At 62.5% G+C, this 16762-nt stretch carries 18 protein-coding genes; 5 read left to right on the top strand and 13 right to left on the bottom strand.

Features of this window, described 5'->3' with window-relative positions; translation table 11 throughout:
• The first annotated feature begins 23 nt into the window (after positions 1-23).
• A complete protein-coding gene (gene bcsS, locus GJW30_RS13185) occupies positions 24-1196 on the top strand; it encodes a cellulose biosynthesis protein BcsS (protein ID WP_130364464.1) in 1173 nt (390 codons plus the stop codon).
• On the opposite strand, the gene GJW30_RS13180 is transcribed toward bcsS, so the two are convergent.
• From GJW30_RS13180 to GJW30_RS13130, 11 genes are all read right to left on the bottom strand, one after another.
• On the bottom strand, positions 1197-2816 hold the full coding sequence (locus GJW30_RS13180; protein WP_096356047.1) for an NTP transferase domain-containing protein: 1620 nt from the start codon (positions 2814-2816) through the stop codon (positions 1197-1199).
• On the bottom strand, positions 2813-3520 hold the full coding sequence (locus GJW30_RS13175; protein WP_096356045.1) for an XdhC family protein: 708 nt from the start codon (positions 3518-3520) through the stop codon (positions 2813-2815). The genes GJW30_RS13180 and GJW30_RS13175 overlap by 4 nt, the downstream gene beginning before the upstream one ends.
• 1 nt (position 3521) lies before the next feature.
• A complete protein-coding gene (locus GJW30_RS13170) occupies positions 3522-3845 on the bottom strand; it encodes an XdhC family protein (protein WP_096356043.1) in 324 nt (107 codons plus the stop codon).
• A gap of 16 nt (positions 3846-3861) precedes the next feature.
• The gene (locus GJW30_RS13165) at positions 3862-5097 is read right to left on the bottom strand and encodes a vWA domain-containing protein (RefSeq protein ID WP_096356041.1); all 1236 of its coding nucleotides are present in this window, start codon (positions 5095-5097) and stop codon (positions 3862-3864) included.
• Positions 5087-5455: a hypothetical protein gene (locus GJW30_RS13160; protein ID WP_096356039.1), complete on the bottom strand. Its 369-nt coding sequence runs from the start codon at positions 5453-5455 to the stop codon at positions 5087-5089. Before GJW30_RS13160 ends, GJW30_RS13165 begins: the two co-directional genes overlap by 11 nt.
• 12 nt (positions 5456-5467) lie before the next feature.
• Positions 5468-6415: an AAA family ATPase gene (locus GJW30_RS13155; RefSeq protein ID WP_096356037.1), complete on the bottom strand. Its 948-nt coding sequence runs from the start codon at positions 6413-6415 to the stop codon at positions 5468-5470.
• A gap of 152 nt (positions 6416-6567) precedes the next feature.
• On the bottom strand, positions 6568-7200 hold the full coding sequence (locus GJW30_RS22910; protein WP_096356035.1) for a hypothetical protein: 633 nt from the start codon (positions 7198-7200) through the stop codon (positions 6568-6570).
• A gap of 188 nt (positions 7201-7388) precedes the next feature.
• Complete coding sequence (locus tag GJW30_RS13145) at positions 7389-8192, bottom strand: FAD binding domain-containing protein (RefSeq protein ID WP_096356033.1); 804 nt, start codon at positions 8190-8192, stop codon at positions 7389-7391.
• A 53-nt stretch (positions 8193-8245) separates the two neighbouring features.
• Positions 8246-10606, bottom strand: coding sequence for a xanthine dehydrogenase family protein molybdopterin-binding subunit (locus GJW30_RS13140; protein ID WP_096356031.1), 2361 nt, complete (start codon positions 10604-10606; stop codon positions 8246-8248).
• Positions 10607-10650: 44 nt separating this feature from the next.
• On the bottom strand, positions 10651-11154 hold the full coding sequence (locus tag GJW30_RS13135; protein ID WP_096356029.1) for a (2Fe-2S)-binding protein: 504 nt from the start codon (positions 11152-11154) through the stop codon (positions 10651-10653).
• Between the two features lie 187 nt (positions 11155-11341).
• Complete coding sequence (locus GJW30_RS13130; RefSeq protein ID WP_096356027.1) at positions 11342-11797, bottom strand: SRPBCC family protein; 456 nt, start codon at positions 11795-11797, stop codon at positions 11342-11344.
• A 161-nt stretch (positions 11798-11958) separates the two neighbouring features.
• On the opposite strand from GJW30_RS13130, the gene pcaD reads away from it, so the two are divergent.
• The 4 genes from pcaD to GJW30_RS13110 all read left to right on the top strand — a co-directional run bounded on the left by pcaD (position 11959) and on the right by GJW30_RS13110 (position 14122).
• A complete protein-coding gene (gene pcaD / locus GJW30_RS13125; RefSeq protein ID WP_096356025.1) occupies positions 11959-12741 on the top strand; it encodes a 3-oxoadipate enol-lactonase in 783 nt (260 codons plus the stop codon).
• A gap of 3 nt (positions 12742-12744) precedes the next feature.
• Positions 12745-13128, top strand: a complete 384-nt coding sequence (pcaC, locus tag GJW30_RS13120; RefSeq protein ID WP_096356023.1) for a 4-carboxymuconolactone decarboxylase — start codon at positions 12745-12747, stop codon at positions 13126-13128.
• Positions 13129-13220: 92 nt separating this feature from the next.
• A complete protein-coding gene (locus GJW30_RS13115) occupies positions 13221-13601 on the top strand; it encodes a hypothetical protein (protein ID WP_096356021.1) in 381 nt (126 codons plus the stop codon).
• Positions 13601-14122 carry an Ig-like domain-containing protein gene (locus GJW30_RS13110; protein WP_096356019.1) on the top strand — a complete coding sequence of 174 codons (522 nt, stop codon included), beginning with the start codon at positions 13601-13603 and terminating at the stop codon, positions 14120-14122. Before GJW30_RS13115 ends, GJW30_RS13110 begins: the two co-directional genes overlap by 1 nt.
• On the opposite strand, the gene GJW30_RS13105 is transcribed toward GJW30_RS13110, so the two are convergent.
• Positions 14119-15006, bottom strand: coding sequence for a helix-turn-helix domain-containing protein (locus GJW30_RS13105; RefSeq protein WP_096356017.1), 888 nt, complete (start codon positions 15004-15006; stop codon positions 14119-14121). The two genes, GJW30_RS13110 and GJW30_RS13105, sit on opposite strands and share 4 nt — an antisense overlap.
• Positions 15007-15114: 108 nt before the next feature.
• A complete protein-coding gene (locus GJW30_RS13100; RefSeq protein ID WP_096356015.1) occupies positions 15115-16578 on the bottom strand; it encodes an FAD-dependent monooxygenase in 1464 nt (487 codons plus the stop codon).
• Positions 16579-16762: the final 184 nt, after the last annotated feature.

Raw genomic sequence — 16762 nt, 5'->3', positions numbered from 1 at the left:
ATTGCGGATATCACAATCGATTGGTGTCCCTGATCGCGCGAGAAGTTGGCGACCCACAACCCGCAAAAGTTCGTATCGACAGGCGCGAATCGATTCGCTTAGCTGAAAGCATTGCAAGCGTTGCAGAGGTCGGGGGCCTGATGCGACGGATATTAATTGCTGTGCTTATTGCTTTGGCATCGTGCGCATCTGCACGCGCGCAGATGATGCCGTTCATCGACATCACGCCGCCGCCATCGTGGACCGTGCCGAAGCATTATTGGACCTGCTTCGTCGGCTGCACGGCACCGACCGCACTGCGTTCCGATGGCTGGATCAACCTCACGCCGGACGAAGAAGATCCTTTCGATATCTTGGATCGGATTTGGAACACGATCTTCTTCCAGCGCGCGCGGACGACGTTGCGAAGCGATGGGAGAATCAACCTTTCGCCGAAACGACGGCCCTTCTGGGTGCGGATGTTCGACAACTGGCCTGTCGGCTGGCTGCTCCCGCAGCCGTCGAAGACCTGGCGGCTTGATGGCACAGCCGACATCTCGCCGTTTCCCAAGACGGTGATGTATGCGGGCGGCATCGACGGTTGGCGAAACGGGGCATTTGCTTACGGAGCGTTCTTGTGGTCACCCGGCGGCCTCAATGCCGAAGGCATTACACTCAAGCTAATGAATGGACACGGTGCCTATCGATATAACTCCGGAGCGTTGGAGGGTGCCGAAGTCTTCGGCGTCCAACAGTTGACATCGATTTTGTTGGGATGGCGGTTCAAGAAAGGCGGATTCGAAGCAACCGTATTCGCCGGCGCGGATGCGCAAGTGAACACGCTCAGTCAGTTCGATCCCGGCAACTTCCTCGTGGGCTCGCGATACGGTGCAAGATTCGGGCTCGATGTCTGGCATCAGACCCGGCCTGGCGAAATGATTCAGGCCAACGTCTCCTGGTCATCGATCGGACCAAGTTATTCCGCGCGTATAGCTGCCGGCTGGTGGAGCTTTAACTCCGTCTGGCTAGGCCCCGAATTGCAGAACTTCGGCAATCCGACTTACGGCAGTCCATCATACATGCAGTGGCGCGTCGGAGCGCATGCCACCGCATTCGAGATCCGCCATTTCGAGTTTTCGTTCGGCGCCGGTTATGTCGCCGACAGCGACAATCGGCACGGCGCGTATGGCCGGTTCAGTTTGATCGGCCGGATTTGACTACGCGCGCTCAAGCCGAGCCTTCGCGATATTGAACGCGTCCGGAGTGTCGACATCCTCGAATACAGCGTCGCCGTCCATCGGCACTTCCGCAACGACATCGGCGTAAGTGCCGATGAGGTGCCGCGCCCCGACATCGCCCTGCAGGGCACCGAGCTCGCCGAAGAAGCGCCGCGCCCAGACGACGGGATTGCCGCGCCGGCCATCGACAGTCGGCACGACGATCAAGGCGCCCACTGCAGGATTGAAGGCATCAAAGAGTTTATCGATGAGTGCGCCATCGATTTGCGGCATGTCGGCGAGGCAGATCACAGTCGCATCGGCATCGGCAGGCAGCGCCGCAATGCCGGTGCGGAGCGAGGTCGAAAGCCCGTCGGCAAAATCCGGGTTGTGCGCGAAGGTTACTTTGAGGCCTTTGAGTGCAGCCTTGACCTCCTTTTGCATGTGCCCCGTGACGACAACAACGTCCGAGACTTCCGACTGCAGCGCAGCCTCGACCGTGCGACGGACCAACGGCACACCGTTGATTTCGGCGAGGAGTTTGTTCGGCCCCAGCATACGGCTGGAGCGCCCGGCGGCGAGCACGATGGCGGCCTTCTTGCCGGTAGCGACGGTATCGTCGGCGCGCGGTTGCGGCCGCGTGACGATCTCCATCAGCAATCCTCCAACGCCCATGCCCGAGATGTCGCGGCGTGATACCGGGAGCTTGGCGAGCAGACGCGACAGCACCCAATCGAACCCATTCTCCTTCGGCGAACGCGCACAGCCCGGCGCACCGAGGATCGGCAAATCGCCGTGCGACCCAATCAGCAGCAGATTGCCAGGGTCGACCGGCATGCCGAAATATTCGATTTCGCCGCCCGCGGCTTCGATAGCGGATGGGATGACGTCGCGGCGGTCGGCGATGGCGGAGGCGCCGAAGATCAGGACCAACTCGGCACCCTTGGCGATCACTTCATCAATCGCCGTCCGCAACGCCCTCTCTTCGTGCGGCACCCGCTTCTCAGCGACAATATGAGCGTCGGCTGGCGCGAGACGCTCCGCGGTCACGTGCAGCGTCTTTTCGATCACCTTCGGCGCGAGACCGGGCAGCAACGTCGAAATCACGCCGACCTTGCGGACGCGATACGGCGCGACGCGCAGCAGTGGTGCTGCCGTCTGTGCGGCCGCGATGGCGGCATCGCGCGATGCCGCGGGCACCGCGAACGGAATGATTTTAACGGTCGCGATCATTTCGCCCGGTACGACGGGCTTGTTCGCCTGCAGGGTCGCGAGCGTGATCGACTCGTCGATTCGATTGAGCGCGGTGATCGCGGCTTCGTCGACGACCAGAACACCAGGTGCTTCTGCGTACAGATTGCTGCGACCCGTGAACGCGCGTTCGACGCGGACGTGATCGCCCGCAACCGCGGATGCGACTTCGGCCGCGGCGACATCCTCGCCGATGTCAGTGTCTTCCATGCGTGCGACAACGACTTCGCCGATGCCCGCGATGCCGAGCGCCGCGATCTCGTCAGGTCCGATGATGGTGCCTTTCTTCAGTACGATCCCAGGCGCGCGGATGGTGTGCACCGCCATCGCGCCGAGCGCATCCTTTAACGCAACGGGACCAAACTTCACGCGACTTTCTCCTGGCGGGCGGCAACGCGTTCCTGACGCAGTGCACCTGTAATTTCCGCCATGATCGACACGGCAATTTCCGGCGGCGAGATCGCGCCGATGTTAAGCCCGATCGGCGCATGAATGCGCGCGAGATCATCGTCGCTCGCGCCCTGCCCCTTCAGCCTCTCGAGACGCCGCCCATGCGTCTTCCGCGAGCCGAGTGCGCCGATGTAGAAGCACTCCTTCGCGAAGGCGTGCAGCAGCGCCGGATCGTCGATCTTCGGGTCGTGCGTCAGCGCGACGAAAGCGGTGTAACGATCGATGCCGAGCGGTGGCAGTGCGACGTCCGGCCATTCGGCGATCACGGGGACATCGGGAAAACGCTCGGAGGTCGCGAACGCGGTGCGCGGGTCAACGACGGTAACGTCATAACCCAGCATCTTGGCCATGGGCGCCAGCGCTTGGCTGATGTGCACGGCGCCAATGGCAACAAGGCGCGGCGGCGGAACGTAGACGGTGAGGAACACGCGGCCTTCCGGTGTCTCCTCCATGCCGCTTTTGCCGGAGCGGAGACGCGCGCGCAGAACATCCGCAATCGGATCGCGGCCGACGTCTTCGCCTTTAACGAGACGCTGCGCGCTCGTATCCGGATTGGTGACAACGATCGCGGCGCGGCGAGACGCGCGTTCGGCATTCAGCGTCGAAAGTATCTTCAGATCCACGTCAGTCTACTTTCTCGACGAGCACGCGAATGGTACCGCCGCACGAGAGGCCAACTTTCCAGGCCGTTTCGTCCGCAACACCGAATTCGAGCATCTTCGATTTTCCGCTCTCGATGACGTCGATCGCTTCGGTCACGACCGCGCCTTCGACGCAGCCGCCCGACACCGAGCCGAGGAAATTGCCCTCCTCGTCGATGACCAGGTTGGAGCCGACCGGACGCGGCGCCGAGCCCCAGGTCTCGACGACGGTCGCGAGAGCAACACCCTTGCCGTCGCGCCGCCAGTCCTCGGCGGCCTTCAGGATATCTTCGTCACGCGCGAGCATGGGACACCTCTTGTCGTTAGGCCGCGGCCTTGCGCAGCCATGCTTTCGGATCGCCCGCCCTGCTACCGTCCTCTGAGAGGACACGGCAGAGCGAAGCCACCGACTCTAAGTTATGGATCGATCTGAAATCATCAACGTGGGGCAGCATAGATTGGATGCCGCGCGCACGCGCCTCGAACCCGTCGAAACGCAAAAGTGGATTGAGCCAGACAAGCCGCCGGCACGAGCGGTGCAGCCGGTCCATCTCGAAGCCGAGTGTATCGTCGGCGTCGCGCTCAAGGCCGTCGGTGAACAGCAGCACGATGGCGCCCTGCCCGAGCACGCGGCGCGCCCAGCGCTTGTTGAACTCATGCAATGAGGTCGCGATGCGCGTTCCGCCGGACCAGTCCTGTACACCGGCAGAACAGGCCGCCAGCGCATCGTCCGGGTCGCGCTCGCGCAGCTGACGCGAGACGTTCGTCAGGCGCGTGCCGAACAGGAAGGTATGTACGCGCTTGCGGTTGTCCGTCACGGCATGAAGGAAATGCAGGAACAGTCGCGTGTACTGGCTCATCGACCCCGAAATATCGAGCAGCGCGACGATCGGCGGAAGCTTGGTGCGCGGCCCGCGATATTTGAGATCGATCAAGCTGCCGCCGGACTTCATGCTCGCGCGCAGCGTGGCACGCACATCCATGATGTGACCGTGACGATGCGGCATCAGGCGGCGCGTTTTCACTTCGTTGAGCGGCAGCGTCATACGGGCAATCGCGGCGCGCGCTTCGGCGATTTCGGCCGCGCTCATCTGCGCGAAGTCTTTCCGCTGCAGCACTTCGCGGTCCGATACCGTCAAACGCATGTCGAGTTCGGTCTCGCGCTTTTCCTCGACCTTCTTCTCCATGCCCTGGAAGAGCGCATCCTGCACGCGCTGCGAAGCGGCTTTCGGCTTCTCCTCCGACGGCGGCGTGACGACTTGCGGCATCATCATCGCCATCAGTTGTTCGAGATAGCCGCGCTTGCGGAAGTAGAGCCGGAACGCCTGATCGTAGATCATCGTGTGCTCGTGGCGCTTCACGAACACGGCATGCAGCGTCCAGTAAAAGTCATCCTTGGTACCGACGCGCGCCGTCTCTACGGCACTCAACGCATCGAGAACGGCGCCCGGCCCCACCGGCAATCCCGCGACACGCAAAGCGCGCGCGAAATGCACGATGTTCTCGGCCAGGCGGCCGGCACCTTCTTTGACTTCGAAGTCCTGGTCGTCAGAGTCCATCAAGGAAACTCAACGCGCTCCCAATGCCTTCGACTACGCCACCGACGGCTTCGCCGACGCTGCTGATTGCATCCATCACGCCGCCGCTTGCGTCGGCCGCGGTCGTCGTCGTTTCTACGGCACTCGTAGCTGCCTCACCGGCTTGCCCCGCGTCGGCTGCCGTTGCGGCGCTAGTTGTCTCGGCAGTCGGGTTTGCAGGCGGAGGCGCACTGCCGCTGCGTCCGGAACGGGCAAAAGCGTCAATGCCATTGAGCACGCCGTCCGCGCCATCGAAGCCGCTGGTGCCCTGCTTCTGCTGTTCTTCTTGAGCCTTGGCCTGCACCTCGGCCTGCATTGCGAGGTTCGGATCGATCGTCATTTACGGTCTCCGTTACTCCGCCGCCCTAAGTTCCGCGCGCACCTCGTCGAGCAAGGCCTTCGCCTTTGTCCCGTCGAGACGCGCGATGTCGTCCTGATACTTCAACAGCACGCCGAGCGTGTCCGCGACCGTTTCAGGGTCGAGAGCCACGGTGTCGAGTTCTGACAAAGCGGTTGCCCAATCCAGCGTCTCGGCGACGCCCGGCGCCTTGAACAAATCTTCGCGACGCAGCGCCTGCACGAAGTGCACGATCTGCATCGAAAGAGTTTTGCCGATGCCTGGAATTTTGGCCCGGACGATCGCGAGTTCGCGCTCGGCGCTCGGATAGCCGACCCAGTGATACAGACAGCGTCTCTTCAATGCGTCGTGCACCTCACGCGTCCGGTTCGACGTGATGATGACAATCGGCGGCTCGGCCGCCTTGATCGTCCCCATTTCCGGAATCGTGACTTGAAAGTCCGCGAGCACTTCGAGAAGGAACGCCTCGAACGCTTCGTCTGTGCGGTCGAGTTCGTCGATCAGTAGCACCGGCGCGCCGCCTGGATTCGGCTCGAGCGCCTGCAGCAGTGGCCGCTTGATCAGATAGCGGTCGTCAAAAATATCGCTCGATAACTTCTCGCGGTCCGCCACGTCATTCGCCTCGGCGAGGCGGATGGCGATCATCTGCGCGGCATAGTTCCACTCATAGACCGCGGCGGAGACGTCGAGCCCCTCGTAACACTGAAGGCGGATCAACTTGCGGCCGAGCGTCTCGCTCAGCACCTTGGCGATCTCGGTTTTGCCGACGCCTGCCTCGCCTTCAAGAAAAAGTGGACGCCCCATACGGAGCGCGAGGAAGAGCACGGTCGCGAGCGAGCGGTCGGCCAGATAGTCGGCGCCGGACAGGAGTTCCAGCGTCGCGTCTATCGAGCCAGGCGTTTTGGCGCTTGAAGCAGCGGAAGTTTTGGCGGGTTTCTTCATGTACCGCCAACATAGTGCATTCGGCTGCATCCTACGAGGGGCACAACTCGACGGCAGACCTGCGAATTTGACTGCATGCTCAATGGGAAGCAGCTCAAAATGCGAAAAACCCGGCCACTTCAAGTGACCGGGTTTCGCTTTGGTCGTTCAGCTTAGCGAGGCTGATAGTAAGCCTGCGGCTGCTGGTAGCTGGCCGGCGGCTGATAGGCCGGGGCCGGCGGCTGGTAAGCCGGAGCCGGAGCCTGGTAGGCCGGCGGAGCGCAAGTCGGGCACGGCGGCGGCTGGTAGGCAGCCGGTGCCGGAGCCGGCGGCGGCGGCGGTTCAGCAGCCGGAGCGCAGGTCGTGCACGGCGGCGTGTAAGCAGCCGGGGTCGGGCAAGCCGGAGCAGCGACCGGATACGAAGGAGCCTGGTAGGACGGCGCCTGGTAGTAGGTCGGAGCAGCGTAGGTCCGGTAGTACGGGCGATAGTGGCGGCCGTACCAGTAGTGGCGGTGACCCCAGTGGGCGTGACGGTGCCAGTGATGGCGGTGACCCCAGTGGTGGTGACGGTGACCGTGGTGGTGATGGCGATGACCGTGGTGATGATGATGACGATGACCGTGGTGATGACCACGATGGAAGGCGTGACGATGACCGCCACCGAAGTGACGCATTCCGCCGCCGTGGCGCATGCCACCGCCGTGGAAGCCGCCGCCGCGACGTGCCGAAGCATCGTCCATGGTGGCGAAAGAAGCCGTGGCGACCGTGACGGCGGCGACGACTGCGAACATCATTTTCTTGAACATTGGCCTGAACTCCCGAGGTTTTAAGGTTTGGATACTCGGTAGTCGCGACGATCCGTCGCTAGGTTCAGGCAGTTTTGCGAATTTTCGCCTTTTTTCGACCAAGACTGTTTCCGCAACGCAATAAAATGGCCGCCCCATTGGAGCGGCCATTGATTCAGTGATTGGCCGGGGATTGACCGGCGATTGGCCTACTTGCCGAGTGCCTTTTGGGTCGCGCGGCGGGCCATCACGCCAACCAGGTGGGCGCGATATTCGGCGCCGGCGTGGATGTCGCTCGACATGCCGTCGGGCGAGACGGCCAGGCCTTCCAGCGCCTTCGGGTTGAACCGCGACTTCAATGCAGCCTCAAACTCCGGCACGCGGAAGACGCCGTTGGCGCCCGCTCCGGTAACGGCGACCCGGACCTCGGACGGCATCTTGGCAACGAACACGCCGACCAGGGCGAAGCCCGAGGCCGGGTGCTTGAACTTCTCGTAGCCGGCCTTCTTGGCGATCGGGAACGAGATTTTGGTGATGATCTCACCCGGCTCGAGCGCCGTCTCGAACATGCCGGTGAAGAACTCGTCGGCTTTGATCTTGCGCTTGTTGGTGATGATCGTCGCGCCAAGGCCGAGGCAGGCCGCAGGATAGTCGGCGTTCGGGTCGTTGTTGGCGACCGAGCCGCCGATCGTGCCGCGGTTGCGCACATGGGGGTCACCGATCGCGCCCGGGACAAAAGCGAGCGCCGGGAGGTTCTCCAGCACGAGCTTCGAGTTCGCGACGTCCTTATGGCGCGTCATCGCGCCGATGACGATGTTGCGGCCCTTAAGCTCGATGCCGGCGAGGTCCGGGATCTGCGAAAGATCGACGAGCACGGACGGCGAGTTGAGCCGAAGCTTCAGCACCGGGATCAGCGAGTGTCCCCCGGCGAGCAGCTTAGCGTCCTCGACCTTGGCGAGCGCACCGGCGGCTTGACGAACCGTCGTCGGGCGCTGGACTTTGAATGGATACATGGTTCTCCAACCTTCCTCTTCGCGGCGCTCCACCGGAGCCCCGCAGCTTATTCCTATTCGGCGGCTTGTTTGCGCACGGCCTTCTGCGCGGCTTTCCAAACCGTATGAGATGTCGCGGGCATCGGCACGTCTTCGTGCCCGACCGCGTCAGTAATTGCGTTGATGACGGCAGGCGGCGAGCCGATAGCACCCGCCTCGCCGCAGCCCTTCATGCCCAGCGGGTTCGACGGACACTTCGTCGTCGTCACGCCGACATCGAATGACGGGAGGTGATGCGCGCGCGGCATCGCGTAGTCCATGAACGAGCCGGAGAGCAGCTGGCCTTCTTTATTATAGACCGCGCCCTCATGCAGCGCTTGGCCGACGCCCTGCGCAATGCCGCCGTGGACTTGGCCTTCGACGATCATCGGATTGATGATGGTGCCGAAGTCGTCGACGGCGACGAACTTCTCGATCTTCACTTCGCCGGTGTCCGGATCGATCTCCACTTCGCAGATGTGGCAGCCGGCGGGGAACGTGAAGTTGGTCGGATCGTAGAAGGCGCCTTCTTTCAGACCCGGCTCGAGTTCCTGGCCGGCGAACTTGTGCGCGATGTACGCGTTGAGCGTCACGTCACCCCAGGCGGCCGACTTGTCGGTGCCTTTGACGGTGAATTTGCCGTCCTTGAAGTCGATGTCGGCTTCGGCGGCTTCCAGCAGATGCGACGCGACCTTCTTCGCCTTCGCCTCGATCTTGTCGAGCGCCTTGACGATCGCCGACATGCCGACCGCGCCGGAGCGCGAACCATATGTGCCCATGCCGAACTGCACCTTGTCGGTGTCGCCGTGCACGATGCTCACCGTGTCGATCGGCACGCCGAGCCGCTCCGACACCAGTTGCGCGAAGGTCGTCTCGTGGCCCTGCCCGTGACTGTGCGAGCCGGTCAGGACCTCGATCGAGCCGGTCGGATTGACGCGGACTTCGGCCGACTCCCACAAGCCGACGCCGGCACCGAGCGAGCCGACAGCCTGCGACGGCGCAATGCCGCACGCCTCGATGTAATTCGAGAAGCCGATGCCGCGCAGCTTGCCGTTCTTTTCCGACTCGCGGCGACGTTTGCCGAAGTTCTTGTAGTCGGCGAGGTCCATCGCTTTCTTCATCGACGCTTCGTAGTCGCCTGCGTCATACGCCATGATGACCGGCGTTTGGTGCGGGAATTTGGTGACGAAGTTCTTGCGGCGGAGTTCGGCCGGATCGACTTTGAGCTGGCGCGCCGAGACTTCCATCAGGCGCTCGACGACGAATGTCGCTTCGGGACGCCCTGCCCCGCGATACGCATCGACCGGCACCGTGTTGGTGTAGACCGCGTCGACTTCCGCATAGATGTTCGGAATCGCGTACTGACCCGATAACAGCGTCGCGTAGAGATATGTCGGCACCGACGACGAGAAGGTCGACATGTAAGCGCCGATATTCGCGATCGTGTGGACGCGGAGAGCCGTGATCTTGTTGTTCGCGTCGAATGCGAGTTCGGCCTTCGTTACGTGGTCGCGGCCGTGCGCATCCGAGATGAAAGCTTCCGAGCGATCCGACGTCCACTTGACCGGGCGTCCGACGCGCTTCGACGCCCACAGCGCAACGACCTCTTCGTTGTAGATGAAGATCTTCGAACCAAAGCCGCCGCCGACATCCGGCGCGATGACGCGCAGTTTGTGCTCCGGCGCCATGCCGACGAAAGCCGCAATCACCAACCGCGCGACGTGCGGGTTTTGGCTCGTGTTCCACAGCGTGAAGTGCTCGTTGCCGGCGTCGTATTCGCCGATGGCAACGCGCGGCTCCATCGCGTTCGGCACCAGCCGATTGTTGACGATGTTCAGCGTGGTGACGTGCTTAGCGGCTTTGAACGCCGCTTCGGTCGGAGCTTTCTCGCCGAGGTGCCATTCGTAGATCGTGTTGTTGGGCGCGATCTCGTGGATCTGCGCGCCCTTTTGCGATGTCGCAAGATCGACAACTGCCGGCAGCACTTCGTAGTCGACGACGACAGCTTCGGCGGCGTCTTTCGCCTGCGCGAGCGTTTCGCCGATCACGACGACGACCGGGTCGCCGACATAGCACGCCTTGCCGACCGCGATGGCCGGATGCGGCGCCATCTTCATCGGCGAACCGTCCTTCGAGTGGATCATCCACCCGCAGATCAAATTGCCGATCTTGTCGTTCTGCAGTTGCTCGCCGGTGAGCACCGCGAGCACGCCGTCCATCTTCTCCGCGGCAGCGGCGTCGATCTTCTTGATCTTCGCATGCGCGTGCGGCGAACGGAGGAAGTAGGCGTGCGTCTGGCCCGGACGCGCGATGTCGTCCGTGTAGTTGCCTTTCCCGGTGATGAACCTGAGATCTTCCTTACGCCGCACAGGGGCGCCAATGCCGGTTCCGCTCATCTTCCCTCCCCAGGAATAACAGCGTTAAGGACGATCGCGATCGTTTACCGATTCTGCGCGACGGGTTGCGTGGCTTCCACCTTCGGCATCGCGCGCGCGCCGGCGTGAATCGCTTTGACGATGTTGTGATAACCGGTGCAGCGGCAGAGGTTGCCGTCGAGTTCCTCGCGAATCGTCTCTTCGTCGAGCTCGTTGCCCTTGCGGTAGACCATCTCGACAGCCGCCATGATCATGCCGGGCGTGCAGAAGCCGCACTGCAGACCATGATGCTCGCGGAAGGCTTCCTGCATCGGATGCAGCTTGCCGTCTTTTGCGAGACCTTCGATCGTGGTGATGTCGGCGCCTTCGACCTGCCAGGCGAATGTCGTGCAAGACTTCATCGCAAGACCGTCAACGTGAACGACGCAAGCGCCGCATTGTGACGTGTCGCAGCCGACGTGGGTGCCGGTGAGACGCAGATGCTCGCGCAGATATTGAACGAGCAACGTACGTGAATCGACATTTCCGGAAACGGCTTTGCCGTTCACCGTCATCGACACGGTGGTCATGTTTCCTCCTCAGGCAAATAACCACGCTTGGCTGGGCGCGATACGACTCATCAGTCGCTGTGCCGGGCGTGCGTAAATTCGAACTACTCTAAGTCTGGACTGCCGTTATACGCGTGGTCAAGGGCGCGGACGCGCGTAAGAAGAAGGTCTGACGCGCTTTTTTGCCTTTTTGCGCGTAACCGCGGGGTTACGCGCCGCCCTTTACGGCTGCGGCAAATTTCTCGAAGAATTGATCCGCGAGCTTTTTTGCGGCGCCGTTGACGAGCCGCTGACCGAGCTGCGCAAGCTTGCCGCCGATCTGCGCATCGACGTTGTAAACGAGGATCGTGCCGCCGCCATCGGCGTCTTTCAGATTCACGGATGCGCCGCCTTTCGCGAAGCCCGCAATGCCGCCATCGCCCTGCCCCGAAATCTTGTAGCCGTTCGGCGGATCAAGATCGGTGAGGTTCACGGTGCCTTTGAACTTCGCCTTCACGGGGCCGATCTTGTTCACGGCGACAGCCGAGAATTGGTTCTCACCCGTGACATCGAGCGACTCACAGCCCGGAATGCAGGCCTTGAGCACGGCGGGGTCGTTGAGTTTCTTCCAGACCTCGTCGCGGGGTGCCGCGAGTTGGACTTCACCGTTCATGACCATCGCCATGGTTCTTCTCTCCTAGACTTCAGTTGTTCCAATCTTAGGCAGTCGGTCGCCCCGCCGCAATGGAGGCTCGCCGCAATGTATGGCCGCCATCTTGAACATGAAGCGGGTCTCTGCCCTATTCGCGCACGAAAACAACGCGTGACGAAACGAAAGGCGAACCAATGCCGATGATCACTGCCGACGATGGCGCGCGTCTCAATGTCAAAGTCGAAGGCCCGGACAACGCGCCGGTGCTGATGCTATCGAACTCGCTCGGCACCGACCTTGCGATGTGGGACGTGCAGGCGCCCGAGTTCTCCCGGCACTTTCGCCTCGTGCGCTACGACCGGCGTGGTCACGGCAAGTCCGATGCGCCGAAAGGCCCCTATTCGATGCAGCGGCTCGGCCGCGACGTGATCGCGATTTTGGATGCACTGAAGATCAAAAAGACGAACTGGTGCGGGCTCTCGATGGGCGGCATGGTCGGCATGTGGCTCGCCGCCAACGCGCCCGGCCGCGTCGATCGCATCGTGCTGTCGAACACCGCATGCCGCTATCCGAACGGTGACCTCTGGAACGACCGCATTCGCACCGTGTCGGAAAAAGGCACCGCCGCGATCGTCAACGGCTCGATGGAGCGCTGGTTCACGCAAGGCTACCGCGAGCGCGCGCCCGATAAGGTGAAGCCTTTCCACAAGCAGTTCCTGAAGACGAATGCGGGCGGCTATGTCGCGTGCTGTCAGGCGATCCGCGACATGGATCAGAGCGAAAGCATTCGCGGCATCACGGCGCCGACGCTGATCATCGCCGGCTCGCAGGACGCCGCGACGACGCCAAGGGATGCCGAGTATATTCAGGCACGCATCAAAGGTTCTGAGCTGAAGATGCTCGACGCCGCGCATATTTCGAATGTCGAGCAGTCGGAGGCCTACACGGCGACCGTGCTCAAGCATCTGCACGGCTAAGCCATGACCGACGAGAAAGCGCGCTACGAACAGGGCATGACGAAGCGCCGCAAGGTGCTCGGCGACGCGTGGGTCGACCGCTCGCTCAAGAACAAGAACCCGCTCACGGCCGAATTCCAGGAGCTGATCACGCGCTACGCGTGGGGTGAGATCTGGACGCGGCCGCATTACGACGAGCGCACACGCCGCGTGCTCGTGATCGGGACGCTGATCGCGCTCGGCTCGTGGGACGAATTCCAGCTGCACGTTCGCGCGGCGCTGACCGAAGGCGGCTTCACGGCCGACGACATCAAAGAGATCATTCTGCAGCAAGCGATTTATGTCGGCGTGCCGGCGGCGAACCACGCGTTCAAGGAGGCTGCCGCGATCATCGCGGAATTGAAGTAGACTTCCGCGCGCGTCTGATCATAATAAACGATTATTGTTTTGTTTTTTAACTGAGCGATTTCTCAAACTGTTGCTCCCCCTGGAGGGGATCGATGAGCCTCGAATTAGAGACGAGCGACGCGCGGATTGTGCGCGTGAATGTTTTCGATCGCGAGAAGCGCCCGCTGCACGGCGCCAACATCATCTTCTATCTCAATTCGGTGCCTGTCGGTGCCGTGGCTTCGTCGCACGGTTTCGCGGCGATCAATTTTCCAAGCTATCTGGGGCGGCTGGCGGTCGAAGCCGAATATGCGGGCTTGAGCTTGCGGGTCGGCGTCGAGGAGAACGATCTGGTTGTGGCATTGCAACTGAATGTCACTTCCAATTTGTTCAAGCCCGATGCCCCGCGCATCGCGCGATGCCCGGACGGCACGGCCGGACAGCCCTGCGTCGAATGCCGCTTCGGCGATTCCGTCATTCGGGTGTGCGGCTGATGCTCGACCGCGTGGTGAACGTCTTCGCGGTCGACAGCAATGGGCGGGCGCTGGTTGGTGCGGACATTCAGTTTTTCATCAATGGCCAAGCCGCGGGCGGCGTCACCGGCTCGGACGGCCGCGCGCATATCCAGCTCGACAACAGAACCGATGTCGTCAGCGTGACGGTGACTTACGCGGGCGAGAGCCAATCGGAAAAGCTCGGCCAGAACCAAGACACTTTCGAATTTCGTTTTGCGCATGTTGCGCTGGAGGCGCCCTCATTTATGGAAAAGCATTTGGCGTTGTTTATTGGGCTCGCGCTGGTCGTGTTGTCGGTCGTGCTGGCGTTCTTCTTCAAAGACCCCTCCGCGCTGCAGACGCGCATTATTCTCGCGGTGCTGGCGCTCGGCGGCGGCGCGGTCGCGACCGAGATCACCGGGATGCTGAAGGTTGACTTGAATCTCGGGCAGAAGCTCGTCGTCGCGGCAACCGGCGCGCTGGCGATCTTCGTGATCCTGTATCTCGTCGTCCCGGCTTAGCCGCCACGGCTTTCGCGAAACGCCTGCGGCGTCGTGCCGGTCTGCTTGCGGAAGAAGCGCGTGAAGTGCGACGGGTCCGAGAAGGCGAGCTGATACGCGATGTCGTGGATCGCGAGCGTCGTGAAGACGAGCTGGCGTTTCGCCTCGGTGAGTACGCGCTGGCGAATGAGATGCCCGGCGGTGACGCCAGCGGTGCGCTTGACGTGATCGTTGAGGCGGTCCGGCGTCATCGCGAGCTTGTCGGCATAGAATGCGACGAGGCGCTCGCTGCGGAAATTTTCTTCGATCAGAGCGCGCAAGGTGTCGACGGTGGCGTCGGTCGGGCGCAACGTCACCATGCCGGAGCGTTGGCGGCTTTGCGCGGAGCGCACGATCTCGACGGCGAAGAGCGCCAGATGAGCGCGCATCGCAAGGCGATAGCCGGGGCGCGCGAGGAGATGCTCGTCGAGCATCGCGCGGCACAATCCGGAGAGCTTTTCGCGCGCGTTGTCGTCGAGCAGCAGGACCGGGTCTTGTGCGAGACGTCGCAGCGCGCCGAGCACATCGTTCTGCCGCTCGCCCTGGCTCTGCACCACGTCTTCGGTGAAGGATACGACGTAGCCGGACGTCGTCTCCGGGCGGAAGCGATAGCCGTGCACGATGGTCGGCGGCACGAGGTTGATGCTCGGCCCTTCGAGCGGCAACGTCGCGGACTCGTAAGTCATCTCGCCGCCGCCCTGCTCGATCACCATCACCTGGAACAGATTGCGATGCCGGTGCGCGAGGATCACCCAGTCGTTGACGGCCGAGCGGGAGAACAGCGTTTCGACATGGATGAAGTCGAACGCGTGATCGTCCGGCGGATCGCCGTAGAGATGAAACAGCGGCAGCGCTTGAGCGGACATGCGGGAAGCATATCCGGGCGGTTGCCGCCCGGATAGCCACCCGGCCAAGCTGTGCACTGGCTGGTTAAGGCTTGGCCAACACGTAAAACGTGTGCTTTCGCACCGCAGCTAAGCCGCGCCGAACCACGCCTGCAGTGCTTCGGAGAGCTCTGTGGCGTTGGCGCCCGCGACCCAAGCGACGTGGCCGTCCGGCCGAATGAGGACCGCGGCCGGCGCGGGCACCTCCCCGATTACCGGAAGCTCCCACACGCCATCATATGCCGCGTCAACAAGGCTGACGCGATCCGACCATTTTCCGACGTCGTAGGCACTGCGGTCGCCGAGATTGAGCAGCAACGGCTTGGCAGAATGCAGCAGCGAGGAGAGTTGCACGCGGCCGTCGTCGGTCTTGAGCGCGAGGTCCGGCATCCGGCGGCCGAGCAGCGGATGTCCGTCTCCGAGGTCGTAGTGAACGTCGAGGCCTGTCGTCATCGCGGCGACGCGTTTGCGCGGCTCGTCCATGTCGAGCAAATCGCCGACGATCTGCCGCAACGCGTTGAGCCGATCCTCGGAGCGGCGGAGCAACGCGACCTGCGCCATCGTGTTGTGCAGCACGCGCGCCGCGACTGGATGACGCTCCGCGTGGTAACTATCGAGGAGCGTATCGGGCGATATGCCTTCCACCACTTGCGCAAGCTTCCATCCGAGATTGACCGCGTCCTGCAGCCCCGTGTTCAACCCCTGCCCGCCGGCCGGATAGTGAACGTGCGCAGCATCGCCTGCGAGCAGCACACGGCCTTTGCGATAAGCCTCGGCTTGCCGCGTCATGTCAGTGAAGCGCGAGATCGAGCGCGGGCTGTGAATGCCGTAATCCGTGCCATAGACCGCCGTCAGCGCGGCGCTGAGATCGGCCAAATCCGGATCGCGTGTATTGCCGAGTTGCTGCTCGGTGACCATGACGCGCACGATGTCGCCATCGCCGATCTTGCTGAGGCCGTGGATGCCCATCGCATCGTGGCGCAGACCCCATGCGGGCTCTTCGCCCAATTCGACTTCCGCAATCAGGTGACTAATCGTCGGGTCGGAGCCCGCGAAGGCAATGCCAGCCGTCTTGCGCACGATGCTGCGTCCGCCATCGCAGCCAACGAGATAACGCGCCGCCACTGAGCCGCCGTCTGAAAGTGCGATGTCGACGCCGTCAGCGCTCTCAGCAAAGCCCGCGACCTCGCGTCCGCGATAGACCGGAACGCCGAGCTCGCTCACCCATTCGGCGAGAATGCGTTCGATTTCGTTCTGCCATAGTGCAAGACCGTAAGGGTGCCGCGTCGGGAAGTCGGAGATGTCGAGATGGATCCAGGCGAAGCCGGCGACCTGTCCGATCGTGCCCGCCGACAGAAAGCGATCCGCGATGCCGCGCTGATCGAGAACTTCGATGCTCCGCGAATGGAGTCCGCCGGCGCGCGAGCCGGCCACGCCTTGCGTCTCACGCCTCTCGACGATCGCGACATCAATTCCGGCGAGAGCCAATTCACCGGCAAGCATCAAGCCAGTCGGGCCGGCGCCCGCGATCACGACATCCGCATTCTGCATCATGCAGTGTTTCCCTCGTTGTGAATGAGGGCGCGGAAATTACGCACATTCGGAAGCGCGGCAATTCTTGAAGATATCTATTTCGGCCCCATATTGGGTTGGGAGGAGACACGCACCGCGATCCTCCAGCTTTCCCAAATTGGACTTACAGTAAAATTTGTCGCTTCGGCAAAGCAGTTCCGCGCTG

This window comes from Variibacter gotjawalensis, from assembly GCF_002355335.1.
Taxonomy (GTDB): Bacteria; Pseudomonadota; Alphaproteobacteria; order Rhizobiales; family Xanthobacteraceae; genus Variibacter; species Variibacter gotjawalensis.
Note: the sequence above shows the minus strand (reverse complement) of the source record. Positions and strands in the feature narration are given on the sequence as shown.

Excerpts from the sequence above, each read along its gene's own strand:
- GJW30_RS22910 (WP_096356035.1), bottom strand. The coding sequence starts at position 7,200 with ATGTTCAAGAAAATGATGTTCGCAGTCGTCGCCGCCGTCACGGTCGCC.
- GJW30_RS13140 (WP_096356031.1), bottom strand. The coding sequence starts at position 10,606 with ATGAGCGGAACCGGCATTGGCGCCCCTGTGCGGCGTAAGGAAGATCTC.
- pcaC (WP_096356023.1), top strand. The coding sequence starts at position 12,745 with ATGACCGACGAGAAAGCGCGCTACGAACAGGGCATGACGAAGCGCCGC.
- GJW30_RS13115 (WP_096356021.1), top strand. The coding sequence starts at position 13,221 with ATGAGCCTCGAATTAGAGACGAGCGACGCGCGGATTGTGCGCGTGAAT.
- GJW30_RS13110 (WP_096356019.1), top strand. The coding sequence starts at position 13,601 with ATGCTCGACCGCGTGGTGAACGTCTTCGCGGTCGACAGCAATGGGCGG.
- GJW30_RS13165 (WP_096356041.1), bottom strand. The coding sequence starts at position 5,097 with ATGGACTCTGACGACCAGGACTTCGAAGTCAAAGAAGGTGCCGGCCGC.
- GJW30_RS13160 (WP_096356039.1), bottom strand. The coding sequence starts at position 5,455 with ATGACGATCGATCCGAACCTCGCAATGCAGGCCGAGGTGCAGGCCAAG.
- GJW30_RS13155 (WP_096356037.1), bottom strand. The coding sequence starts at position 6,415 with ATGAAGAAACCCGCCAAAACTTCCGCTGCTTCAAGCGCCAAAACGCCT.
- GJW30_RS13135 (WP_096356029.1), bottom strand. The coding sequence starts at position 11,154 with ATGACCACCGTGTCGATGACGGTGAACGGCAAAGCCGTTTCCGGAAAT.
- GJW30_RS13170 (WP_096356043.1), bottom strand. The coding sequence starts at position 3,845 with ATGCTCGCGCGTGACGAAGATATCCTGAAGGCCGCCGAGGACTGGCGG.
- GJW30_RS13130 (WP_096356027.1), bottom strand. The coding sequence starts at position 11,797 with ATGGCGATGGTCATGAACGGTGAAGTCCAACTCGCGGCACCCCGCGAC.
- GJW30_RS13145 (WP_096356033.1), bottom strand. The coding sequence starts at position 8,192 with ATGTATCCATTCAAAGTCCAGCGCCCGACGACGGTTCGTCAAGCCGCC.
- GJW30_RS13105 (WP_096356017.1), bottom strand. The coding sequence starts at position 15,006 with ATGTCCGCTCAAGCGCTGCCGCTGTTTCATCTCTACGGCGATCCGCCG.
- pcaD (WP_096356025.1), top strand. The coding sequence starts at position 11,959 with ATGCCGATGATCACTGCCGACGATGGCGCGCGTCTCAATGTCAAAGTC.
- GJW30_RS13100 (WP_096356015.1), bottom strand. The coding sequence starts at position 16,578 with ATGATGCAGAATGCGGATGTCGTGATCGCGGGCGCCGGCCCGACTGGC.